This is a genomic window from Haloarcula sp. CBA1122 (genome assembly GCF_009741785.1).
GTDB lineage: Archaea > Halobacteriota > Halobacteria > Halobacteriales > Haloarculaceae > Haloarcula > Haloarcula hispanica.
The window spans coordinates 1-18,323 of the sequence record NZ_WPCB01000031.1; the positions used below are offsets into that span (position 1 = coordinate 1).

The window sequence follows — 18,323 nt, forward strand, 5'->3', positions numbered from 1 at the left end:
CTGAGCGGATCGAGGCAGATGGCTCGAGCGGTCGAAGCGATTGTTATGCCGATAGCGGTTCGCTGTTGACAGACACCGACGGCGAGCGCCGCCAGACGACCGCGACCAGCACCGCGCCGACCAGCACCAGCGCGCCAGCGACGGCGAACGCGAGCAGGAAGTCGTAGCCGCCGAGCCAGCCGCCCAGTAGCGACCCGACGCCGCTCGCCAGCCCGGAGACGGCGGTGTAGATGCCGAGCGCCTCGCCGCGGATGGCCGACGGCGCGAGCTGGGTGACGACGCTGGCCGCGGTGACGGCGATGACGGCCCAGGCGACGCCGATGAGGACGAACACGACGCCGTTGATGATCGTGCCTAGGAGCGTCGCCGACAGCAGGAGCCCCACGACGGCGACAGCCGGATGAAGCGCGGCGCGGGCCAGCAGGCCCCCGACCTGGAGCCCGCTCGGGCTGTAGCGTTCGGCGAGTGCGCCAGCGCGGTCGTACCACAGCGCCGAGCCGACGCTGGAGACGAGATACAGCGCGAAGACGAGTCCCGACTCGTAGCCGAGCGTCCGCGAGAGATACAGCGGCAACGGCCCCCAGAACACGCCGAAACCGACGAAGAAGGCGATGACGGCCCCGAAGTAGATGGTCAGCGACGGGGAGAACCGGGCCGCGACTTCTCGGGGGTGTATCGACCGCGTGAGCCAGTACAGCCGCCCCGGACCGACCGGGAACGTCGCACTTCGGACCGGGAGCCGGCGCGACCGGGCGATGGCCCGCGCCATCCGACCGGCCCGCGGCCGGTCGAGTTCGTCGGGGTCGGACGGCAGCCACTTCGCCCCGAAGAACGCCGACAGGCCAACGGCGGCCGCACACAGCCACAGCAGCGACTGCTGTGCGGGGATCTCTCCGAGAGGTCCGGAGAGCAGCGCCGTCCACACGAGACCGAGGACTAACCCGCCGGCCCAGCCCCAGCCCTGGTAGAGGTTCAGGACGGCGAACCGGGCCGGCCAGTCCCGCTCGACGGTTCCGGTGGTGACAAGCAGCGTCAGCACCGGCGCGGCAGCGCCGGCCGCGAACCACAGCAGGCCGTTGCCGACGATGACCAGCCACGGCTGTTCGGTGAGCAAGACGAGCAACAACGCGGAAGTCGCCAGCCCCAGTGCGAGGAGGACGAGCGACCGGCGCTTCCCCGTTTTGTCAGCGACGCGTCCGAAGATGAGTGCCCCCGGCGCACCCGCGGCGGCGGCCACCCCGGCGAGGACGCCCAGCATGAACGTCTCGCCGCCGATGGCGACGAAATACAGTGGAACGAGCAACGAGCCCGCGCCAAACGCGACCGATGCGATTGCCCAGGCGTACAGCCAGCCGTCCCGATCCATTACCTCAACTGTGCCACGGTCCCCCAAAAGAACTCTGGCACCCGCCAGATAGTGACAACTGTCTGACTGATGGCGTGCCAATGGCAACGGTTTAAGGCCTGGTCCTGCTACGCCGCGGCGATGACACTGCCGCACGTCGCGACGTTCACCGACACGTACCTGCCGACCGTCAATGGGGTGACCTACACGGTCCAGACGTGGCGGGACCGCTGGCGCGACCGCGGCGGTCGCATGGGCGTGGTCTACCCGAAAAGCAATCACGACCCATCAGAGAACGAGTATCCGGTCCGGAGCCTTCCGTTCCCCTTCTACGAGGGGTTTCGCCTGGGGATGCCACAGATACCGAAGGGTGTCCGGGACGCCGAACTGGTCCACGCCCACACTCCGTTCAGCCTCGGGATGGCGGGCCAGCGACTCGCCGGCAAACTCGATGTCCCCTTCGTCGCGTCGTATCACACGCCGACGAGCGAGTACGCCGAGTACGTCTCTTTCAACGGCGCTGTCGAGTCGGCGGTCCGCTCCAGCGCCGAGAGCTACGAACGCTGGTTCCTGGGCCGTGCCGACACCGTGATCGCGCCAAGCGAGCGCGCGGCGACTCACCTCCGGGAGGCTATCGGCCTCGATACGACAGTGACCGTCGTTCCGAACGGCGTCGACACGACCGTGTTCGAACCGGTCGACACGGCCGACTTCCGGGACCGCTACGACCTCCCCGATAGCCCTATCGTCGGCTACACCGGCCGCCACGGCTACGAGAAGTGCCTTGAGGACATCATCACCGCCTGCGAGGGGCTGGACGTGACTGTCGTGTTCGCCGGTGACGGCCCGGCCCGTGAATCGCTCGAAGCGACGGCCGAGCACAGCGACGTCGACGTGCGGTTTCTCGGATTTCTTGACCGTGCAGAACTGCCCGAACTGTACTCGACACTCGACGTGTTCGCGTTCCCCAGCCCCGTCGAGACGCAGGGTCTGGTCGCGTTGGAGGCAAACTGCTGTGGGACGCCCGTCGCCGGTGTCGACGCTGGCGCACTCAGCGACACTATCGAGGACGGCGAAACCGGCTACTCCTACGACGAAGGCGACATCGACGGCTTCCGTCGGGCTATCGAGCGCGTCCTCAACGAACGCGAACACCTTCGGGAGCGCTGTCTCGCCCGGCGGGACGTGATCAGCGTCGAGCACGCTATCGACAAACTAGCCGACGTGTACGACAGCGTGCTGTAGCTGTCGCCGGCACAGCGTCTGCGTCGCGTAACTCAGGCCCGCGAGTGCGACCAGCCGATACCGAAAGCGAGCCCGTTGAGTGTGCCAAGCAGTATTCCAAGATAGAAATCCCCCAGTGACACGGCCAGTATCAGGCCGGCCCCGACTCCCAGCGCCAGCCCTTTCAGGACCGTTGGCCAGTGGAGCCAGCTGAGTCGCCCCTCGGCGTCGTCGCTCATACGCTCTCTCGGGTCGCCGGCGAGTAAACTGTACCCCTTCGTCACGGCTGCCCGCGCCGGTCGAGGGCGGACTGGTGGTCCTCCAGAGCAGCGATGCGGTCAGCGACATCTGGATGCGACCCGGGCAGCAGCCGCTCGGAGACGCTCCGCCAGCGGTGAGCGAGCCGTTCGGCCCGCCCCTCCGGCGGAGTTTGCTCGTCGGACGCAATGGCGTGTGGGATCACACAGAGTTCTCGAACACCGGTCTCGGCGGTTCGGATGTCTGTGGTCGGACGCTGGTCGTCTGTCAGCGTCTCCAGCGCGCTGGCGAGTGCTGCCGGGGAGCCACAGATGGCGACACCGCCCGCGTCCGCGGCGTACTCCCGAATCCGTGAGAGGAGCCGGTAACAGGCTGTGCTGGCGAGATACAGCGTCGCCGTGACCGGTATCGCGATGACAGCGAAGAGCAGCATCACGAGGTGAATGTTCCCGCCAGCGACCCACGTCCCGTCCTCGTCGTCGCCGCCGAGGAACCAGTGGAAGAACATCGAGTACTGCAGCGTCTTTCCGAGCGTGCGAGTAAACAGCGCGCTGACGGTCGGGAGGAACGCGGCCGCAGTCATGACGAATGCGTCGCCGTTCTTGAGGTGGGCCAGTTCGTGGGCGATGACGGCGTCGAGTTCCGCGTCGTCGAGCTGGTCGACGAGCGCCGTGGTCACGACCAGCGTCTGTTCGCCGGGCCGGCTGGCGACGTAGCTGTTGGGCGTCTCCGAGTCGATGACTGTCACGTCCGGTGTCACCATATCCGCCGTCTGTGCCAGCCGAGCCACTCGCTCTCGGAGGCGGTCGGCGGTTTCGCTACGCCGTATCTTCGCCCGCATCGCGTCGACGGACTCAGGATCGGACGCCCTAGATTCGGTCGCAGTTGTTCCGGAATCCCGGAGCGTCATCCGGTAGCCGTAGATGGACTGGACGGCGAGCACGAGCGGCGTCCCGACGAGGACGACGGGCCACAGCGGCACGATATCGAACCCCATCGTCCAGAACAGCGTCCCGGTATCGTAGCCGACCAGCGGCAGGAGACCGAGCGCGACGTGGCCCAGCACGTACGCGGCGGCGACAGCCACGGCGTCGAAGGCGACGAGCACCACTACGAGCGCAACGAGGCGTGCGCGGAGGGACCACGTAGTGGACGGGCGGGGAGCCATAATTGTTCGTTCGTTATGACGAACAAAAAGCGTACGGGAGGGTCCGGCCCTGCCTCAGGCCAGCGCGCTGCCGGCCCGAATTATTTCGCGTTCACCAAACGCCGGGCCGACCAGTTGCAGCCCCACAGGTAGCCCGTCGTCGGTTTCGCCGGCGGGGACGGAGACGGCCGGGAGGTTCGCGAGGTTCACCGGCGTCGTGTTGGCGTCTGCCAGGTACATCGTGAGCGGGTCGTCAAGGCTCTCGCCGCGTTTCATCGGGGGGACGGGCATCGTGGGTGAGGCGAGCACGTCGCGTCCTCAAGCGCCTCGTCGAAGTCCTGTTTGACCCACGCACGAGCGTCCTGGGCCTTCTTGTAGTACTTGTCGTGGTAGCCCGCCGAAAGGGCGTAGGTTCCGAGGAGAATCCGACGCTTGACCTCCTCGCCGAAGCCTTCCTCACGGGCGTTCGCGAAGGACTCGTTCCAGTTGCCGTCGTAGCCGCCGGACTGCCCGTACCGGACGCCGTCGAACCGCGCGAGGTTCGAGGAGGCCTCGGACATCGCGATGACGTAGTACGCCTCGACAGCGTGTTCGACGGAGGGGAGGTCGACCTCGTGGTAGCTCGCACCCTGTGCTTCGAGGTCGTCCATCGCCGCCCAGAACGTCTCGACGACATCCTCGTCGGCCCCGTCGAGCAGTTCCGTCGGAACGCCGATAGAGAGTCCGTCGACGTCGCCGTCGGCGGCCGCCGCGTAGGAGCCGTCGCTCTCGGGCGCTTCCTGCGTCGTCGCGTCGTGTTCGTCCGGCCCGGCGATGACATCCAGCAGTTCCGCGGCGTCCTCGACCGTGGGTGCGATGGGGCCGATCTGTTCGAGGCTGTTGGCGTAGGCGACGAGGCCGTATCGGGAAACCAGCCCGTAGGTCGGCTTGATACCGACGACGCCACAGAAGGCGGCCGGACAGCGGATAGAGCCGCCAGTGTCGCTGCCGAGTGCGAGGTCAGCGTCGCCAGCGGCGACGACAGCGGCCGAGCCACCGGAGGAACCGCCCGGCACCCGGCCCTCGGCGACGGGGTTCTCAACGGGCCCGAACGCCGACGTCTCGGTGGTCGTCCCCATCCCGAACTCGTCCATGTTCGTCTTGCCGGGGATGGTCGCGCCGGCGTCTTTCAGGCGCTCGACGACCGTTGCGTCGTACGGCGGGACGTAGTCTTCGAGCATCGCCGAACCGCAGGTCGTCCGGACGCCCTCGGTGGAGATGTTGTCCTTGACCGCGACGGTCTTGTCCGCCAGCGGGCCGTCGTCCGCGCCCTCGATGGTCTCGTCGGTGATGTAGCCGTTGTACGCCGTCATCTACGACACCTTCGGCCCTTTGAACTGCCCTTCCTCGGTGTCGCTGGCGTTCCGGAGCGCGTCCTCCTGTGAGAGGCTTTCGCGTGTCTCGTCGGGGCGCATCACGTTCGAGAGTTCGGCCTCGCGTTCTGTCTCTGGGACGTCATCGAGCGCTTCGAACGCGTCGAGGATGTCGCCCAGCTGCTCGGTGAACCGCTCGATCTCGTCGTCTGCGAGGTCGACACGGGCGAGGTCGGCGACGTGCCGAACCTCCTCGGGATCGACGGCGGGGTCGCTCATGTCGGGCCGGAGTGCTGGATGCGCGGTAAGCGTTTCGAAACACCGGGCAGATATATAGCATAGTTAATAATTGTGGAAGCGAATACACAAGAATTGCCAACTCTTGTTTCCCCTTCAGAAAATTGGACTTCTGAAACAGACAAAAGTTTTAAGTTGCCGTAGATACAACAATAAACTACAACACGTTTTTCGGGTACGATACCCGGTTGTCCCACCCCCAACAAATGACCGATACCAGCATCCGCCGATACTCGAACGAGCGCGAGACGGAGACAGAGCAGACGGACGAAGAGGAGTCGGAGACGCTCGTCTGTCCGGAGTGTAACGGGTCGTTACTGTCCGACAGCGAGCGCGGTGAAACGGTGTGTGAGGACTGTGGGCTGGTCGTCGAGGAGGACGAGATCGACCCCGGTCCCGAGTGGCGCGCGTTCGATTCGAAGGAGAAAGACGAGAAATCCCGTGTCGGTGCGCCGACGACGAACATGATGCACGACAAGGGCCTCTCGACCAACATCGGCTGGCAGGACAAGGACGCGTACGGCAATTCCCTGTCCTCGCGCCAGCGCGAGAAGATGCAGCGACTGCGCACCTGGAACGAGCGGTTCCGTACCCGCGACTCCAAGGAGCGCAACCTCAAACAGGCCCTCGGCGAAATCGACCGCATGGCGAGTGCCCTCGGACTGCCCGAGAACGTCCGCGAGACGGCCAGCGTCATCTACCGTCGCGCACTGGACGAGGACCTGCTGCCCGGCCGCTCCATCGAGGGCGTCTCGACGGCGTCGCTGTACGCCGCCGCGCGACAGGCCGGGACGCCGCGGTCGCTCGATGAGATTGCCGGCGTTTCGCGCGTCGAGAAAGACGAAATCGCCCGGACCTACCGTTACGTGGTCCGCGAACTCAGCCTCGAAATCCAGCCGGCCGACCCCGAGAGCTACGTCCCGCGGTTCGCGTCGGATCTGGACCTCTCCGAGGAGGTCGAACGGCGCGCCCGCCAGCTGCTCCAGAACGCCAAGCAAGAGGGCGTCCACTCCGGGAAGTCGCCGGTCGGCCTCGCCGCCGCTGCGGTGTACGCCGCCTCGCTGCTCACCAACGAGAAGGTAACTCAGAGCGAGGTCAGCGAAGTGGCCAATATCTCCGAGGTCACCATCCGCAACCGCTACCACGAACTGCTGGAAGCTGAGGACAACATCCACCCGTAACCGGTATCGTAACCTAAACCACCGACTGTGCCGTGCCGTCGGTATGGAAACTACTCGGCATTTTGTCGCAACCGTCTACGTCGTTAGCGAGGGCTGTGTCGCGCTCCACGAACACAGTAAGCTCGACATGTGGCTGCCCGCCGGCGGCCACATCGACCGCGACGAACTCCCCCACGAGGCCGCGCTCCGCGAGACGCGCGAGGAACTGGGCCTCGACGTGGCCCTCATTGCCCCACAGCAGGACATCGAAAGCGAAACGGTCCAGTCGATGCCCCAGCCACAGCACTTCTTGCTTGAGGATATCAACGTCAACGCCGAAGGCGAGGTCGGCCACCAACACATCGACTTCATCTTCTACGGCCGGGCAGATAGCCGCGACATCACACCGGAGCCGGGCGAACAGCCGGCCGAGGACTGGGAATGGTTCTCTGCTAGTGACCTACAGAATCGGAGCGAGGAACTCCCGGCAGACGTCGTAGAGGTCGGCCAGCGAGCAATCGGTGCTGTCGGCGAGTGACTTACGCCTCACTGACTCCCCAGTCGATGTTCGCCCAGAGTCGTTCCCACACGTAGTACAGGACTGTCTTAGCAGCCGCCGCTGAAAGCCCGATTTTCGCAGACGACCCGAGTTCACCGGTAAACAGGAAGGCGATGCCGAACACGACGCTGGTCGCGAATAGTCGGTAGCTCACGGCTTTGACGACTGACCGCCGGTGTCGTGTCATTACGGCCCACCCCACTGTACTGCCAGGGATTCGCTGGGGCGGCGTTCACATCGAACACCTATCATTCGAGAACAACTATCGACGCCACACACTAAAACCTAATTACATATTATTATTCACGGGGCTGACTGCAAGGACACCGCCCGTGTCATTCCACGAGCGACTCGACGTACTGCGTGACGTGGTCGTCCATCCGGCGCTTGTAGCCGGCCTGTCGGGCCAGACGGTCCAGTTCCCGGGCGGCAAGCGAGCCGTACTGTGCGGCCTTCTTGTCCCGGTTTGCGATCTCGTCGGGGAGTGATCCGCGCGCTGCCGCCCGGAGCGCGACCTTCCGCGTTTCGCCGTCGACGAGCAGGTCGCCGTCCAGTCGGAGCGCGGCCTCGACAACGCGGTCGTGTAACAGCGGTGTCACCGGCTCGACGCCGGCGGCCCGCAGTGCGAGCACGTCCCGCTCCAACTGGTCGGGGAGCGAGCCGATGACCTCCCGCTGTGCCCCGCGGACGGTGTCGGCTTCTACGCGGGGGTCCTCGGGGGCCTTGGCGACTTTCGCGTAGCCGCCGAATAGCTCGTCGGCCCCCTGGCCGAGCGCCAGCCGGTCGAAGCCGTCGGCGGCGACCCGTTCCGCGGCGAGATACAGCGGGAGCGCAATCTGGACCGCCATCGCGTTCGTCCGTCCGGTGGCACGGGCGATTTCGGGGACCGCCCGCTCGATAGCCTCGTGAGTCAGTTCGACCACACGGACCTCGGTCCCCAGCAGGTCGGCGGCCGACCGAGCGGCCTCAACGTCGTGACTGTCCGGGAAGCCCGCGACGTACAGCGGCGCGTCGAGACGAGCCGCGAGCAGCGCCGAGTCCACACCGCCTGAGAACGCGATAGCGAGAGAATCAGTGTCGACGGCGTCGATGCTCGTCTCGACAGCCTCGCGAACCCGATTGATGGCTGTCTCGCGGTCGCTGAACGGGTCGGGCGACGGGAGCGACCACCGCTGCCGGGTCCCGTTGTCGTCCCGAATATGACCGGCGGGGAACGACCGCGGATCGGCCAGCGCGGTCGGGTCGCGGCTCCACTGCCCGGGGTCGAGAGGCTCCCCGTCAGAAACAGTCCGCTCCACGAACAGCGGGTATCGCCCGAGAACGTCCCGGAGGAGCGTTCCGTCCAGTTCGCCCGCGAACCCGCCGCTTCCCGGCAGCGCGTCGCCGCTGTCGAGGGCGTCGGCGACGGTATCTGGGTCAGCTCCCTGCATCACTGCAGTAGTTCCGCAATGCCGTTCTTGACGCGTCGCTTCGCCCCGCCGGCGGCCTGCCGGAAGCTAATCCGCCACGGCGTCCGCTTGCCCTCGACAGTCGTCTCGCCCTGGCGGATGGCGTCGAGAATCGCGTCGGCCGTTCGTTCGTCCGTGCCGACGTTGGTGACTGCCTGCCCGACCATCTCCGCGATGTGGGCGTCACTGCCGGCGGTCATCGGCAACCCGTTGCGACGGGCGAACCGCTCGGCCTGCCGGTTCGACCGCCCGGTCAACAGCCGCGAGTTGTACACTTCGATAGCATCGGCGGTCGCAAGTTCGGCCTTCGAGATGTGTTCCAGCACGCCGTGGCGGGACTCCTGAAACGGGTGTGGGACGACTGCGAGTCCCCCCTGATCGCGAATGCGGTCGAGCGTCTCCTCGAACGGAAGGTGTGGCGGAATCGCCTCCTGAATCCCCAGAGCGAGGACGTGTCCGGCGGCACATGTGACCTCCATCCCGGGAATCCCGACGAGGCCGTACTCCGGGGCGAGTTCGGCCGCCCGGAGGCTGGCGTCGATTTCGTCGTGGTCAGTCACGGCCAGCGCGTCCAGTCCGACGGCGCTGGCTTGCTCTAAGAGGAGCTCGACCGGGTCCCGGCCGTCGTACGACAGCGACGAGTGCGCGTGTAGCTCAACCGACTGCACAGGTATCGATAACGGGGGGCAGGGCAAAAACGCCCCGGTCCGCCCCCGTTCTCACAGAGAACAAACCGGCCGCCGTGTCCAAGGCGGCCGAGTGCCCGAAGAACGCCCATCTGTCCCACGAGACTGAGCGTGTGCTTCCCGACGATACGACCGTCAATCGACGGTCGCATGTTGCAATTACTGGTGTGCAGGAATGAGTGAGCCCCCTCAGCTTGGTGGGGATTAAAATGGGGTTAGACGCTGCCGACTCAGTCGGCCGAGCTCCCGCTCGCCACCGAGCGCTCACCGGTGTCGAACGGCGGCGACCCGTGGATCTCCTCGTCTTCCAGGTAACACTGCGGGTCCGGGGCGAACAGGTCGTCTTCCACGGTGAGCGCCCGGAGCCGGGAGGCCCCGCGGCAGACCTCGGCGTAGCGGCAGTCGGCGCATTTCCCCGTGAGGTGCTCTTCGCGGTTGCGGAGTGCCGTCAGAAGCGGGTTCGACTCGTCCTCCCAGATAGCGCCGAACGAGCGGTCGCGGACGTTCCCCAGCGAGTACCCCTGCCAGAACTGCGTGAGGTGGACGTTGCCCTGATAGTCCACGTCGGCGACGCGTTCGCCGGTCGGGTCCCCGCCGTTGACCCGCAGGTACTCGTACACCCGCTGGGCCTGTGCGTCGCTCATGTGCTCGCGGGCGTACTCGACGAGGTAGGCCGCGTCGGCGTAGTTCCCGACCAGCAGCGTCTCGATCTCCTCGCCGCGGTCGTGGTACTCGCGAGTCATGTCACAGACTCGCTTCACCGCCTGCCGGCGGTCCTCGGGCGTGAGATCGGCGTCGACAATCTCGGTCCCGCGGCCGCCGTAGTCCAGGTGGTAGAAGCAGAAGCGGTCCACGCCCACGTCAGTCAGCAGGTCGACGACGCCCTCCAGGTCCGCGGCGTTGCGCTCGGTTATCGTGTACCGGAGTCCGGTCTTCAGGCCCGCGTCGAGGCAGTTCTCTATCCCCTGAACCGCGCCCTCGAACGCGCCGTCGACCCCGCGGAAGTCGTCGTTTCGCTCCGGCAGCCCGTCGACTGAGACGCCAGCGTATTTCAGCCCGGCGTCCTTGAGCGACCGGGCGCGCTCTTCGGTGATGAGCGTCCCGTTGGTCGAAAGCACCGGTCGGACGCCGACCTCGTTCGCGTAGGCGACCAGTTCTTCGAGGTCCTGCCGGACGAGCGGCTCGCCGCCGGAGAACAGCACCACCGGCGCGCCGTAGTCGGCCAGGTCATCGAGCAGCGCTTTCCCCTCCGCGGTCGAGAGCTCCCCGTCGGCGATTTCGGTGTCGGCGGCAGCATAGCAGTGATCACAGTAGAGGTTGCACTGCTTGGTGACGTTCCAGACGACGACGGGCCGGCGCTGCTTCTCGTCCCGGATCTGGCGTTTGGTCGACTCGTTGGCCGCGTCGTACCGGAGGCCGTCCCCCTCAGCGTCGAGGTCACAGAGCAGTTTCGAGACCGAAATCATCGGTTTTCACCCCGGAGCGTCTCCGACTCCATCTCGTCGACGCTCATAGTGGCGTCGTCCCCCGCGTTCCCCGTTCCGAGCGTCGCCTCGTCCGTCTGGTAGCGGCGGGTCTTGTCGGCGGGACACAACCACAGTGTGACGGCCGTCCGCGCGAACAGCGACGCTGCCTGCTCTCTGGCGATGTCGGCGGACGGCGCGCTGACACTGCGACGTGGGTGAGCGGGTCCGCCGTGTCCTCGCGGACGAACACCTCCCACTCGCGACTCGTTGCGCCGCGCGGGGCGTCTACCTCGTGGTCGAATTCTTCCATATCCCCCTGTTAGACTCCCCAAGAAAAACGGGACTAGCGTGTTCTCAGCTACTGGGAACCACTCGGTCAACGGCGTTTCAGTTCGATTGGAATACAGCGTTTGCCGTCCAGACGCTGGGTGGGAGCTGTGCAAGCACAGAGTGAGACTGGAGGATAGCGGTCACAGTCGAGTTGCTCGTGGCTGCCGGAAGTGGTCGCAATAGCCGAACTCCGAATTTTGGTATAGCAGTATCTGATTTACTAACGGGTCGTGCCTGCGTGGCTTAAAAGGAAAGTCTGCTATTCGAATGTAGCCGAGATGTCCCGCGAAAAGACCAATCAACTCACGCAGCCTATCGAAACGCCGTCTTACGCTTCGTAGCCGGCGTAGTCCATCAGCTGTTTGAAGATGTCGGTGTCCATCGCCTCCTTGTAGACGACACCGGTGATCATCCCACCGGGGTAGGAGGTCCCGTTCATCGCGTGGCTGACCTTGTGACAGTGCGCGAGGTAGATGCCGGGGTCGGCGTCGGCCTCGAACTCGATAGTGTGCCGACCGGCGGGCGGGATGCTAGTGATGTCCTGGTCGTGGCGGGCGGCTTCCGGAATCTTCCCGCCGTCCTTGTGGGTCACCTGGAATCGGTGGTTGTGGATGTGCATCGGGTGGTCCATGTACCCGTTGTTACACATGTGGATGCGCACCGTGTCGCCCTGCTCGACGATGATCGGCGAGCCGTCCTCCGGGTGCAGCGTCCGCGGCGCGGACTTGCCGTTGACCGTGAACGTATCGGGGCGACGGTTGCGAACATCGTAGCTGGCGTCCATGCCGGCCATCTGACGGTTGAGTCGGGAGTCCCACTCCTTCAGCGTCATGAAGTACTCCTTGTCGGCCGGTTCGTAGCCCTTCGGGTCGACGCGGAAGATGCCGTACATCCCCATGTCGATGTGGCGGTGAGTCTGGTAGTGGCAGTGATAGAGATGCGTGCCCGTCACGTTCGCGGGGATCGTGTAGGTGTGTTTCTCGCCGGGGTCGATGCGGATGCCCGTTGTCGTCGGGACGCCGTCGTCTTCCCACTGCTTCTGGACGGCGTGGAAGTGGACCGTGTGCGGGCGCATGCCGTCCGTGTTGTCGAAGGTGACCTCCATGTCCTCGCCTTCCGTCGTCCGGAGAATCGGTCCCGGAACGCTCGGTTCGCCGTCGTCGGCCTTGAACGCCCACACCTTTGGCAGTTCGACCGGGCCGCCCATCGACTCGCCGGGATGGGCCTCGTGCTTGGCCGGGACAGAGGAGAGCGTCACTTCGCCACCCTGTTCGTCGACGTTGACGATCTCAGGCGGCGACGTGGTCGGGAGGTCGCTGTCGGATTGTGCTGGAGTTGTGCTGGTGTCGACTGACTCTTCGGTCGGAACCTCACCCGGGGCGGTACAGCCCGCAAGCGCGACCGTGCCACCGAGGCCGGAGGCTTTCACGAAGTCACGACGGGAGATGCCCGATCCGGGTGCGCCAATCTGGTCTTCCATAAGCAACTGTGGATAAGACACCACAGTATAAACCCCCGAAGGGAGTTCTCAGACCGACAGAAGCGTTCTCAGTTGCTGGGAACGAACGAACGGTTACAGATAAGTCCCCCATATATTGCGTGCTGTGTGGCGCAAACGTCGGCTGTGTCGGGCGGTAAGCGCTCCCAAGTCGGTTACATTAAACGTCTTGGGCGGGCAGTGTCGAGCAAGGATGGTCCGGGACCCCTTCGCTGACGAGGAGACGCCGGAGTTACAGACGGTCCTCGACGCACTCGACGACGAGGACTGTCGCGCCATTGTCAGCGTACTGGAGGAACCGTTGACGGCGAGCGAGATATCCGACCGGAGCGGCGTACCGCTATCGACGACCTACCGAAAGCTCGAACTACTGACCGAGTCCTCGTTGCTGTACGAGGGCGTCGAAGTCCGGTCGGACGGCCAACACGCGAGCCGGTACGCGATCGACTTCGAGGAGGTCGTCATCAGTCTCGACGAGGAACTGTCGCTCACCGTCGACATCTCACACCGCGCTCGGACGCCGGACCAACGGCTCGAAAACCTCTGGTCCGAGGTGCGAAAGGAGACATAACCATGGTACACATTCCAAGTTCACAGGTCGGCATCGTCGTCTCGAAGACACTGATCCTCATTCTTGGCGGACTGATTACGTACTACTCGTATCAGGCGTACAGCCGGACGAAAAGCCCCCAGCACAAGTGGCTCACCTACGGGTTCGGTGTGGTGACCCTTGGCGCATTTATTGGTGGCGTTCTCGATATCGTTGTCGGCAGGTATCTCGGTCAGCAACTGCTCTCCGTGAGCGTCTTCACGTCGAGTTCACTGACGGCCATCGGCCTGGGTATCATCCTGTACTCGCTGTACGTTCGGTAGTGACCACGCGACGTACCCGCGCAGCAATCTCGTCGCCTCTCGCTTCTCGATTTCGGCCGGAGCGGGCAACTGGTCCGTATCGTGTCGTGACACTGGTATTCTCACCGACTGGAAACGCTACGGACGGTATATTTATCAGGACGTGTCAATCAGAGCCATGCTTGGAGCGAACGCAGTGTTGTTAATCGGGATGAAGACAGTCACGCTGTTCTGCGGTGTGATACTGACGACGTTGACATACCGCGCATACCGCCGCACTCGGGCACCGGCGATGCGAGCGCTCTGTCTCGGTATCGGGTTCGTCACACTGGGTGCAATACTCGGCGGCAGCCTCCACCAGTTCGTCGGCATGCCGGTCGCACAGAGCGTCACTGTCGAAGAACTGTTCACCGCTGCTGGGTTCTTTATTCTGACCTACTCGGTGTATACTGACCAGCCGACCACGACGAACTGAGTTACGAGTCCTCGGCGGGCGTGCGTCCACGACCGGTCAGGAGTGTTGGTAGCGATTGCGGGCTGTGTTCGACGAGGACGGCGACGAGGTTCCCCGCGAACAGGACAGTCCCGAAAAACGCGAGCGCCCCGGCGACTAACGCCGTGCCGTCCGGTGTCTCGAGCCACTGATTGCTCACGAGGAGGCCGTACGCAACTGTCAGCGCCACACCATCTATTGCCGCGATTCGGTGGTCGTACAGGTCATCGACCATCGGCACGTCCTCGAAGCCGAGGCGGTCGCTGTACCGGTGGACCCAGACGATAAACGGGACGACGTGATACAGCGTCCCGAGGACGACGAAGCCGACGCCGCCGACGAGCAGCACCGTCGACGGCTGACCGAGCAGCCCGGCGTACGCCAGCGGGTCGTTCCACCACGCGACCACCGTCAGTCCGGCCCAGAGAAACAGCGACAGCGCTGCGACGCTGTATCGGGTCAACATCGGGGACCACTCGACACGCGCCCCGACGAGCTGTCGCGCCAAGAGCACCGCCACCACGCCAAGGCCAGCAGCGACGAGAACTGCGCCGAACCGGGCCAGAACGGGTGACCCAACTAGGCGACCGCCGGCGAGCGCAAGAACGCCGAACGGATAGACGGCCGTCTCCGCCCGCTGGACCGCTGCATCGACCCTGCCTGTGTCGGCCTGCGTGAACATCGGGGCGAGCTGTGCCAGTGCACCCGCGACAGTCGTCAGGACAGCACCGAACACGGCGAGTGTCCCGTGGGCCAGCAAGAGCCCCTGCCGGCCGATTCCCAAAATCGGGAGGACGCCGGCAGCGTGATCCAGCGCCAACACTATCCCGGCGGCCGTCACGAGGGCGAAAAACACCAGTGCCCAGCCGAAATGAATCGCCGTGACGTCGGGCTCCGCAGCGAGTAGCGTCCGTCCGATGTTGTAACAGAGCGTCCAGACGCCGATCAGCGCGAACGCGCCGGCGACCGGTAGCAGGGCAGGAGTCGCTGTCAGGAAGCCAGCGGCCAGACCCGCGAACCCGACCGCAGCGAGTGGTAACTGCGCTGCAGCGAGGCGGCGCGAGTGGAGTTCGATGCCACACCAGACCGGGACGAACTGCGTCAGTGCGCCCATGATGGTGAGACAGACCCACCCCGCGAGCAGGAGGTGGACCTGTGCGAGGTGGCCAGCACGGCCCTCGACGACGCCGACGGTGACACCGGCGACCAGAAACGCCAGCGCGACGACGAAATGACGCAGCGGGACCGTCATCGGCGGGGCGGCGTCTGCGTCCACGTCGGCAGGTATTCCGCTCATTGCTGTGTAGTACGACCTTGTCCCTGCTGGCAATGTGGCCGAATATGTTCGGGGAAAGGGTCGGCCCGTTCACAACCGAACGCGAACACATGACGTCGAACCACCAGCCAACAGAGCAAATCGCGGCCCTGATTTCGGAAACTGGTGCGCCCGGTGACGCGCCGACGGAACGCCTCGATGTGCAGTCGCTGGGGCCGCCAAAGCCGCTCAAGCAGACACTAGAGCGGCTTGCGGACCTTGACGACGACATCGTCCTCGTCCAGTTCAACGACCGCGCCCCACAGCACCTCTACCCGAAACTCGAGGACAGAGGATACGAGTACGAAAGTGTTGAGACCGACGACGCGACAGTGACAGTCATCTGGCACAGATGAATCAGAACACGGAGCCGCCTGTCGACGTCGAAGAAGCGATCGCTCGTATCGACAGCCGTGGTGCGAAGATTCAGCGGGAGCAACTCGAACGGACGCTGTCACAGCTACAGCAGGACGGTGAACTGACGGCTGACCAGCAGCTTGCGGTCGAAAAACTGAGCGAACGGCTCGTCGACCGATTGCTCGCCGTCCCCCGGGCAACTCTACAGGACGCGGCGAGGAGTGCGGACGACGAGCGGATCGAAACCGCGATTTCCCTGTTCGAGTGAGCCTACTCCGACGACGCCAAAACGAGCAGTGCCTCGCTGTCCGCCGTTGCGGCGGGGGAGATGTCCTGGTCACCGTCGAACCGGACGACGTCGCCGGGAGAGAGCGACACCGTCTCGTCGCCGAGCGTCAGGTCCACGGCGCCCGAACGGAGGAGGAACACGATGTCCCGACCGGGATGCTTGTGGGCCGGAATCGACTCGCCCGCATCGAGTGTCAACCGGATGGTCTTTGGCTCCCCGTCGAACAACCTCGTCCGGCCGTCCCCGTCGCCGTCGAGCGTTGCTCGCTCCGTTTCTGTGACGGTAGATTCGCTCATTGTTTCGGAAGGTCGGCGACGAACTTCTGTGGGCCGTCCTGCTCGCACCGATAATTCGCCGCGTCGAACGCCTCGACCTCGGCTTGCATCTCGTAGAACAGCGGCTTTGGCTCGTGATCGTTGATAATCCGAAGCGTCTCCCCTGAGGACAGCGCCTCGAAGGAGTCGTGTATCTTCGAGTGTCGCTCCGGCGGCGGCGTCTCGCGCAGGTCGAGTGTGGTTGCTGGCATCACCTGAGCGTTCGCCGGGCGTCGGTGAGGGGGTTCCCCCGAACACGTTCGGGAGTAGGTCCTGATGGATGCCGCCCGTTCGATTCAGTATGAGCCTTCTCTCCGGCCTCCGTGGCGGCTCAGACGTCGGGTTCGATAGCTACGGGACGTTCGTTCCCGAACACAACCCTGACCCCGGCCCGTTCCTGTCTGAGACAGCAGTACTGACCGGCACCGACCACGCCGCGTTCCACCGACTCACGATGGACCTGTTCGACGAGCGCGGCGTGTACGACATGACTTTCGGGTACAACCTCGCACGGCTGAACCTCGACCATCGGCACCCGGACGCGGGCTTCCGCTACGGCCGTGAGACGGACGACAGGAGCGTGTTGCGAGCCGAGTTCACGCCGACGACCGAGTTCTGCCCCCAGAGCGACACGCTGACTGTCGGCGCGTTTCGCGCCTGGAACGGGCTGTCGGACCGCCACGAGTACGACCTTGTCCGCGTCCGCGTGAGCCCTGGCCACCACCAGAGTACGAGTATCAACGACAAACTCCAGCAACTCGAAACGCGGTACCGGAAAACCGGTGAACTCCGGACGGACGATGCGGACGAATCGTCCGACGAGAGCGTGCCGTTCTGACGGCTGAGTACATGGAAAACGTTATACGGTTTGCTGGGCGACATATCGTAAGCTGAGCCGACTGGGTGGGATATCGGTGGCTTGGTGGGATAGTGGAGGGTCCCTCCACGACAGAAAGCAACAACCTATCAAAAAACGATGGTATCGGAGTACTTACAGTGCGGCGTCGCGGCCCGCCGGAGGCGGAGCCGAGATGGATAGCGATATCTTTCGGGATGCGGACGGAACCTACAACAAGCGGCTTCTGGGACTGGTCCTTCTCGTTTTACTCGCCGTCGTCGGTGCTGGCGTTGGGACCCTCGGTCTCACCGACAACAGCGACGCGACTTCTGAGCCCGCCACCGAGATGACGCCAAGCCCGACGGAGTCGACACCGGACGGAACTGACGCCACTTCGACCGAAAGCGGCGGCAGTGCCTCCCCACCGCCGAGCGCGCTCCTGTCCGAAACTCCGACAGAGACTCCGGCTAACAACCAGTCGGACGGGACCACCGCGGGCAACGCGACGGCTGAATAGTCCGGCAGTAAAACGGCGGTTCCTCAGGAAAACAGCAGATTGAGGTTGAACCCGGTCACGGCGAGCCCCATCACTGTCAGAAGCACCGGCGGACCGTAGTAGAGCAACGGGTCTTCTTCGAGCACGCCGCACCAGATGCTCACGCCGAGACAGCAGTATATCACGAGGAGTTTGAGGCCGAGGAAGCCGCCGCCGCCGAACGACTGGATCGCCCACCGGATCGCGGGATTCGCCTCGGTGAACGTCGGCACGAAATAGACGATGGCGATGGTGGTAACCACGTCCCCGACGCCGTAGGTCGCCAGCGCCACCGCCCACACGCTGGAGAAGGACCGGCCGGAGAAAGAACTCCCTTCCAGCGTCAGCCAGTCACCGTCGGCAGCACCCATACTGCATTCGGGTATGGCTAGCGGCCATATATACTGCGAGGGCCAGTTATCTGATTTGAAAAGGAGAGAGATATGGGCTCTCCAGAGATTTTGAGGTAATTGTACGCGGGATAGCTATTCTAAAGACCAATATTGTCCCTCCTGAAAGTCCATAGCCGATGCCGGTGCCCACTCGTATTCAGCTGTGAG

General features: G+C 64.6%; 23 protein-coding genes and 2 pseudogenes. 10 read left to right on the forward strand and 15 right to left on the reverse strand.

All coding sequences use genetic code 11. The features are described from left to right. Positions 1 to 43: 43 nt before the first annotated feature. On the reverse strand, positions 44 to 1,366 hold the full coding sequence (locus GJ630_RS12720) for an MFS transporter (RefSeq protein ID WP_191449998.1): 1,323 nt from the start codon (positions 1,364 to 1,366) through the stop codon (positions 44 to 46). Between the two features lie 120 nt (positions 1,367 to 1,486). Between GJ630_RS12720 and GJ630_RS12725 the strand changes: the two genes are divergently transcribed. Then, complete coding sequence (locus GJ630_RS12725) at positions 1,487 to 2,590, forward strand: glycosyltransferase (RefSeq protein WP_050036727.1); 1,104 nt, start codon at positions 1,487 to 1,489, stop codon at positions 2,588 to 2,590. A gap of 32 nt (positions 2,591 to 2,622) precedes the next feature. On the opposite strand, the gene GJ630_RS12730 is transcribed toward GJ630_RS12725, so the two are convergent. From GJ630_RS12730 to gatC, 4 genes and pseudogenes are all read right to left on the reverse strand, one after another. Continuing rightward, a complete protein-coding gene (locus GJ630_RS12730) occupies positions 2,623 to 2,808 on the reverse strand; it encodes a hypothetical protein (RefSeq protein WP_044951910.1) in 186 nt (61 codons plus the stop codon). A 41-nt stretch (positions 2,809 to 2,849) separates the two neighbouring features. Then, complete coding sequence (locus GJ630_RS12735) at positions 2,850 to 3,995, reverse strand: M48 family metallopeptidase (protein WP_191449999.1); 1,146 nt, start codon at positions 3,993 to 3,995, stop codon at positions 2,850 to 2,852. 54 nt (positions 3,996 to 4,049) lie between these two features. Then, positions 4,050 to 5,326: pseudogene (gene gatA, locus GJ630_RS12740) on the reverse strand (Asp-tRNA(Asn)/Glu-tRNA(Gln) amidotransferase subunit GatA). Further along, complete coding sequence (gene gatC / locus GJ630_RS12745; RefSeq protein ID WP_146417153.1) at positions 5,327 to 5,605, reverse strand: Asp-tRNA(Asn)/Glu-tRNA(Gln) amidotransferase subunit GatC; 279 nt, start codon at positions 5,603 to 5,605, stop codon at positions 5,327 to 5,329. A 224-nt stretch (positions 5,606 to 5,829) separates the two neighbouring features. Between gatC and GJ630_RS12750 the strand changes: the two genes are divergently transcribed. Continuing rightward, on the forward strand, positions 5,830 to 6,804 hold the full coding sequence (locus GJ630_RS12750) for a transcription initiation factor IIB family protein (protein WP_008313196.1): 975 nt from the start codon (positions 5,830 to 5,832) through the stop codon (positions 6,802 to 6,804). A gap of 43 nt (positions 6,805 to 6,847) precedes the next feature. Then, positions 6,848 to 7,321 (forward strand): NUDIX hydrolase, encoded by a 474-nt coding sequence (locus GJ630_RS12755; RefSeq protein WP_191450000.1) that lies wholly within the window; start codon positions 6,848 to 6,850, stop codon positions 7,319 to 7,321. A 1-nt stretch (position 7,322) separates the two neighbouring features. Here the strand turns inward: GJ630_RS12755 and GJ630_RS12760 are convergent, their stop codons facing one another. The 6 genes and pseudogenes from GJ630_RS12760 to GJ630_RS12785 form a co-directional block, all read right to left on the reverse strand. After that, entirely contained in the window at positions 7,323 to 7,529 is a 207-nt protein-coding gene (locus GJ630_RS12760; RefSeq protein ID WP_014040720.1) for a DUF2061 domain-containing protein, read from the reverse strand. Positions 7,530 to 7,677: 148 nt separating this feature from the next. Then, positions 7,678 to 8,772, reverse strand: a complete 1,095-nt coding sequence (locus GJ630_RS12765; protein ID WP_191450001.1) for an asparagine synthase C-terminal domain-containing protein — start codon at positions 8,770 to 8,772, stop codon at positions 7,678 to 7,680. Then, positions 8,772 to 9,458: a PHP domain-containing protein gene (locus tag GJ630_RS12770; RefSeq protein ID WP_014040722.1), complete on the reverse strand. Its 687-nt coding sequence runs from the start codon at positions 9,456 to 9,458 to the stop codon at positions 8,772 to 8,774. The genes GJ630_RS12765 and GJ630_RS12770 overlap by 1 nt, the downstream gene beginning before the upstream one ends. A 248-nt stretch (positions 9,459 to 9,706) precedes the next feature. Beyond that, on the reverse strand, positions 9,707 to 10,942 hold the full coding sequence (locus GJ630_RS12775) for a TIGR04347 family pseudo-SAM/SPASM protein (RefSeq protein WP_151103532.1): 1,236 nt from the start codon (positions 10,940 to 10,942) through the stop codon (positions 9,707 to 9,709). Next, positions 10,939 to 11,252: pseudogene (locus GJ630_RS12780) on the reverse strand (Htur_1727 family rSAM-partnered candidate RiPP). Before GJ630_RS12780 ends, GJ630_RS12775 begins: the two are co-directional and overlap by 4 nt. Before the next feature lie 348 nt (positions 11,253 to 11,600). Then, positions 11,601 to 12,752, reverse strand: coding sequence for a multicopper oxidase domain-containing protein (locus GJ630_RS12785; protein ID WP_014040725.1), 1,152 nt, complete (start codon positions 12,750 to 12,752; stop codon positions 11,601 to 11,603). 211 nt (positions 12,753 to 12,963) lie between these two features. Between GJ630_RS12785 and GJ630_RS12790 the strand changes: the two genes are divergently transcribed. The 3 genes from GJ630_RS12790 (at position 12,964) to GJ630_RS12800 (ending at position 14,097) form a co-directional block, all read left to right on the forward strand. Continuing rightward, positions 12,964 to 13,341 (forward strand): helix-turn-helix domain-containing protein, encoded by a 378-nt coding sequence (locus tag GJ630_RS12790; protein WP_004591803.1) that lies wholly within the window; start codon positions 12,964 to 12,966, stop codon positions 13,339 to 13,341. Between the two features lie 2 nt (positions 13,342 to 13,343). Next, positions 13,344 to 13,643, forward strand: a complete 300-nt coding sequence (locus GJ630_RS12795) for a hypothetical protein (RefSeq protein WP_014040726.1) — start codon at positions 13,344 to 13,346, stop codon at positions 13,641 to 13,643. Between the two features lie 157 nt (positions 13,644 to 13,800). Further along, complete coding sequence (locus tag GJ630_RS12800) at positions 13,801 to 14,097, forward strand: hypothetical protein (RefSeq protein ID WP_023843329.1); 297 nt, start codon at positions 13,801 to 13,803, stop codon at positions 14,095 to 14,097. 1 nt (position 14,098) lies between these two features. Here GJ630_RS12800 and GJ630_RS12805 read toward each other — a convergent pair whose 3' ends face one another. Beyond that, positions 14,099 to 15,412: a hypothetical protein gene (locus GJ630_RS12805; protein ID WP_050036734.1), complete on the reverse strand. Its 1,314-nt coding sequence runs from the start codon at positions 15,410 to 15,412 to the stop codon at positions 14,099 to 14,101. A gap of 89 nt (positions 15,413 to 15,501) precedes the next feature. Between GJ630_RS12805 and GJ630_RS12810 the strand changes: the two genes are divergently transcribed. After that, entirely contained in the window at positions 15,502 to 15,786 is a 285-nt protein-coding gene (locus tag GJ630_RS12810) for a DUF2249 domain-containing protein (RefSeq protein ID WP_014040729.1), read from the forward strand. After that, a complete protein-coding gene (locus tag GJ630_RS12815) occupies positions 15,783 to 16,055 on the forward strand; it encodes a glutamyl-tRNA reductase (protein ID WP_014040730.1) in 273 nt (90 codons plus the stop codon). The genes GJ630_RS12810 and GJ630_RS12815 overlap by 4 nt, the downstream gene beginning before the upstream one ends. A gap of 2 nt (positions 16,056 to 16,057) precedes the next feature. Here GJ630_RS12815 and GJ630_RS12820 read toward each other — a convergent pair whose 3' ends face one another. Beyond that, positions 16,058 to 16,372: a cupin domain-containing protein gene (locus tag GJ630_RS12820; RefSeq protein ID WP_014040731.1), complete on the reverse strand. Its 315-nt coding sequence runs from the start codon at positions 16,370 to 16,372 to the stop codon at positions 16,058 to 16,060. Then, positions 16,369 to 16,602 carry a DUF2249 domain-containing protein gene (locus tag GJ630_RS12825; protein ID WP_008313171.1) on the reverse strand — a complete coding sequence of 78 codons (234 nt, stop codon included), beginning with the start codon at positions 16,600 to 16,602 and terminating at the stop codon, positions 16,369 to 16,371. The genes GJ630_RS12820 and GJ630_RS12825 overlap by 4 nt, the downstream gene beginning before the upstream one ends. 89 nt (positions 16,603 to 16,691) lie before the next feature. Between GJ630_RS12825 and GJ630_RS12830 the strand changes: the two genes are divergently transcribed. Then, entirely contained in the window at positions 16,692 to 17,228 is a 537-nt protein-coding gene (locus GJ630_RS12830; protein WP_008313170.1) for a hypothetical protein, read from the forward strand. Positions 17,229 to 17,421: 193 nt separating this feature from the next. Then, complete coding sequence (locus GJ630_RS12835; protein ID WP_008313168.1) at positions 17,422 to 17,745, forward strand: hypothetical protein; 324 nt, start codon at positions 17,422 to 17,424, stop codon at positions 17,743 to 17,745. Between the two features lie 23 nt (positions 17,746 to 17,768). Here the strand turns inward: GJ630_RS12835 and GJ630_RS12840 are convergent, their stop codons facing one another. Next, the gene (locus GJ630_RS12840) at positions 17,769 to 18,134 is read right to left on the reverse strand and encodes a hypothetical protein (protein WP_191450003.1); all 366 of its coding nucleotides are present in this window, start codon (positions 18,132 to 18,134) and stop codon (positions 17,769 to 17,771) included. Positions 18,135 to 18,323: the final 189 nt, after the last annotated feature.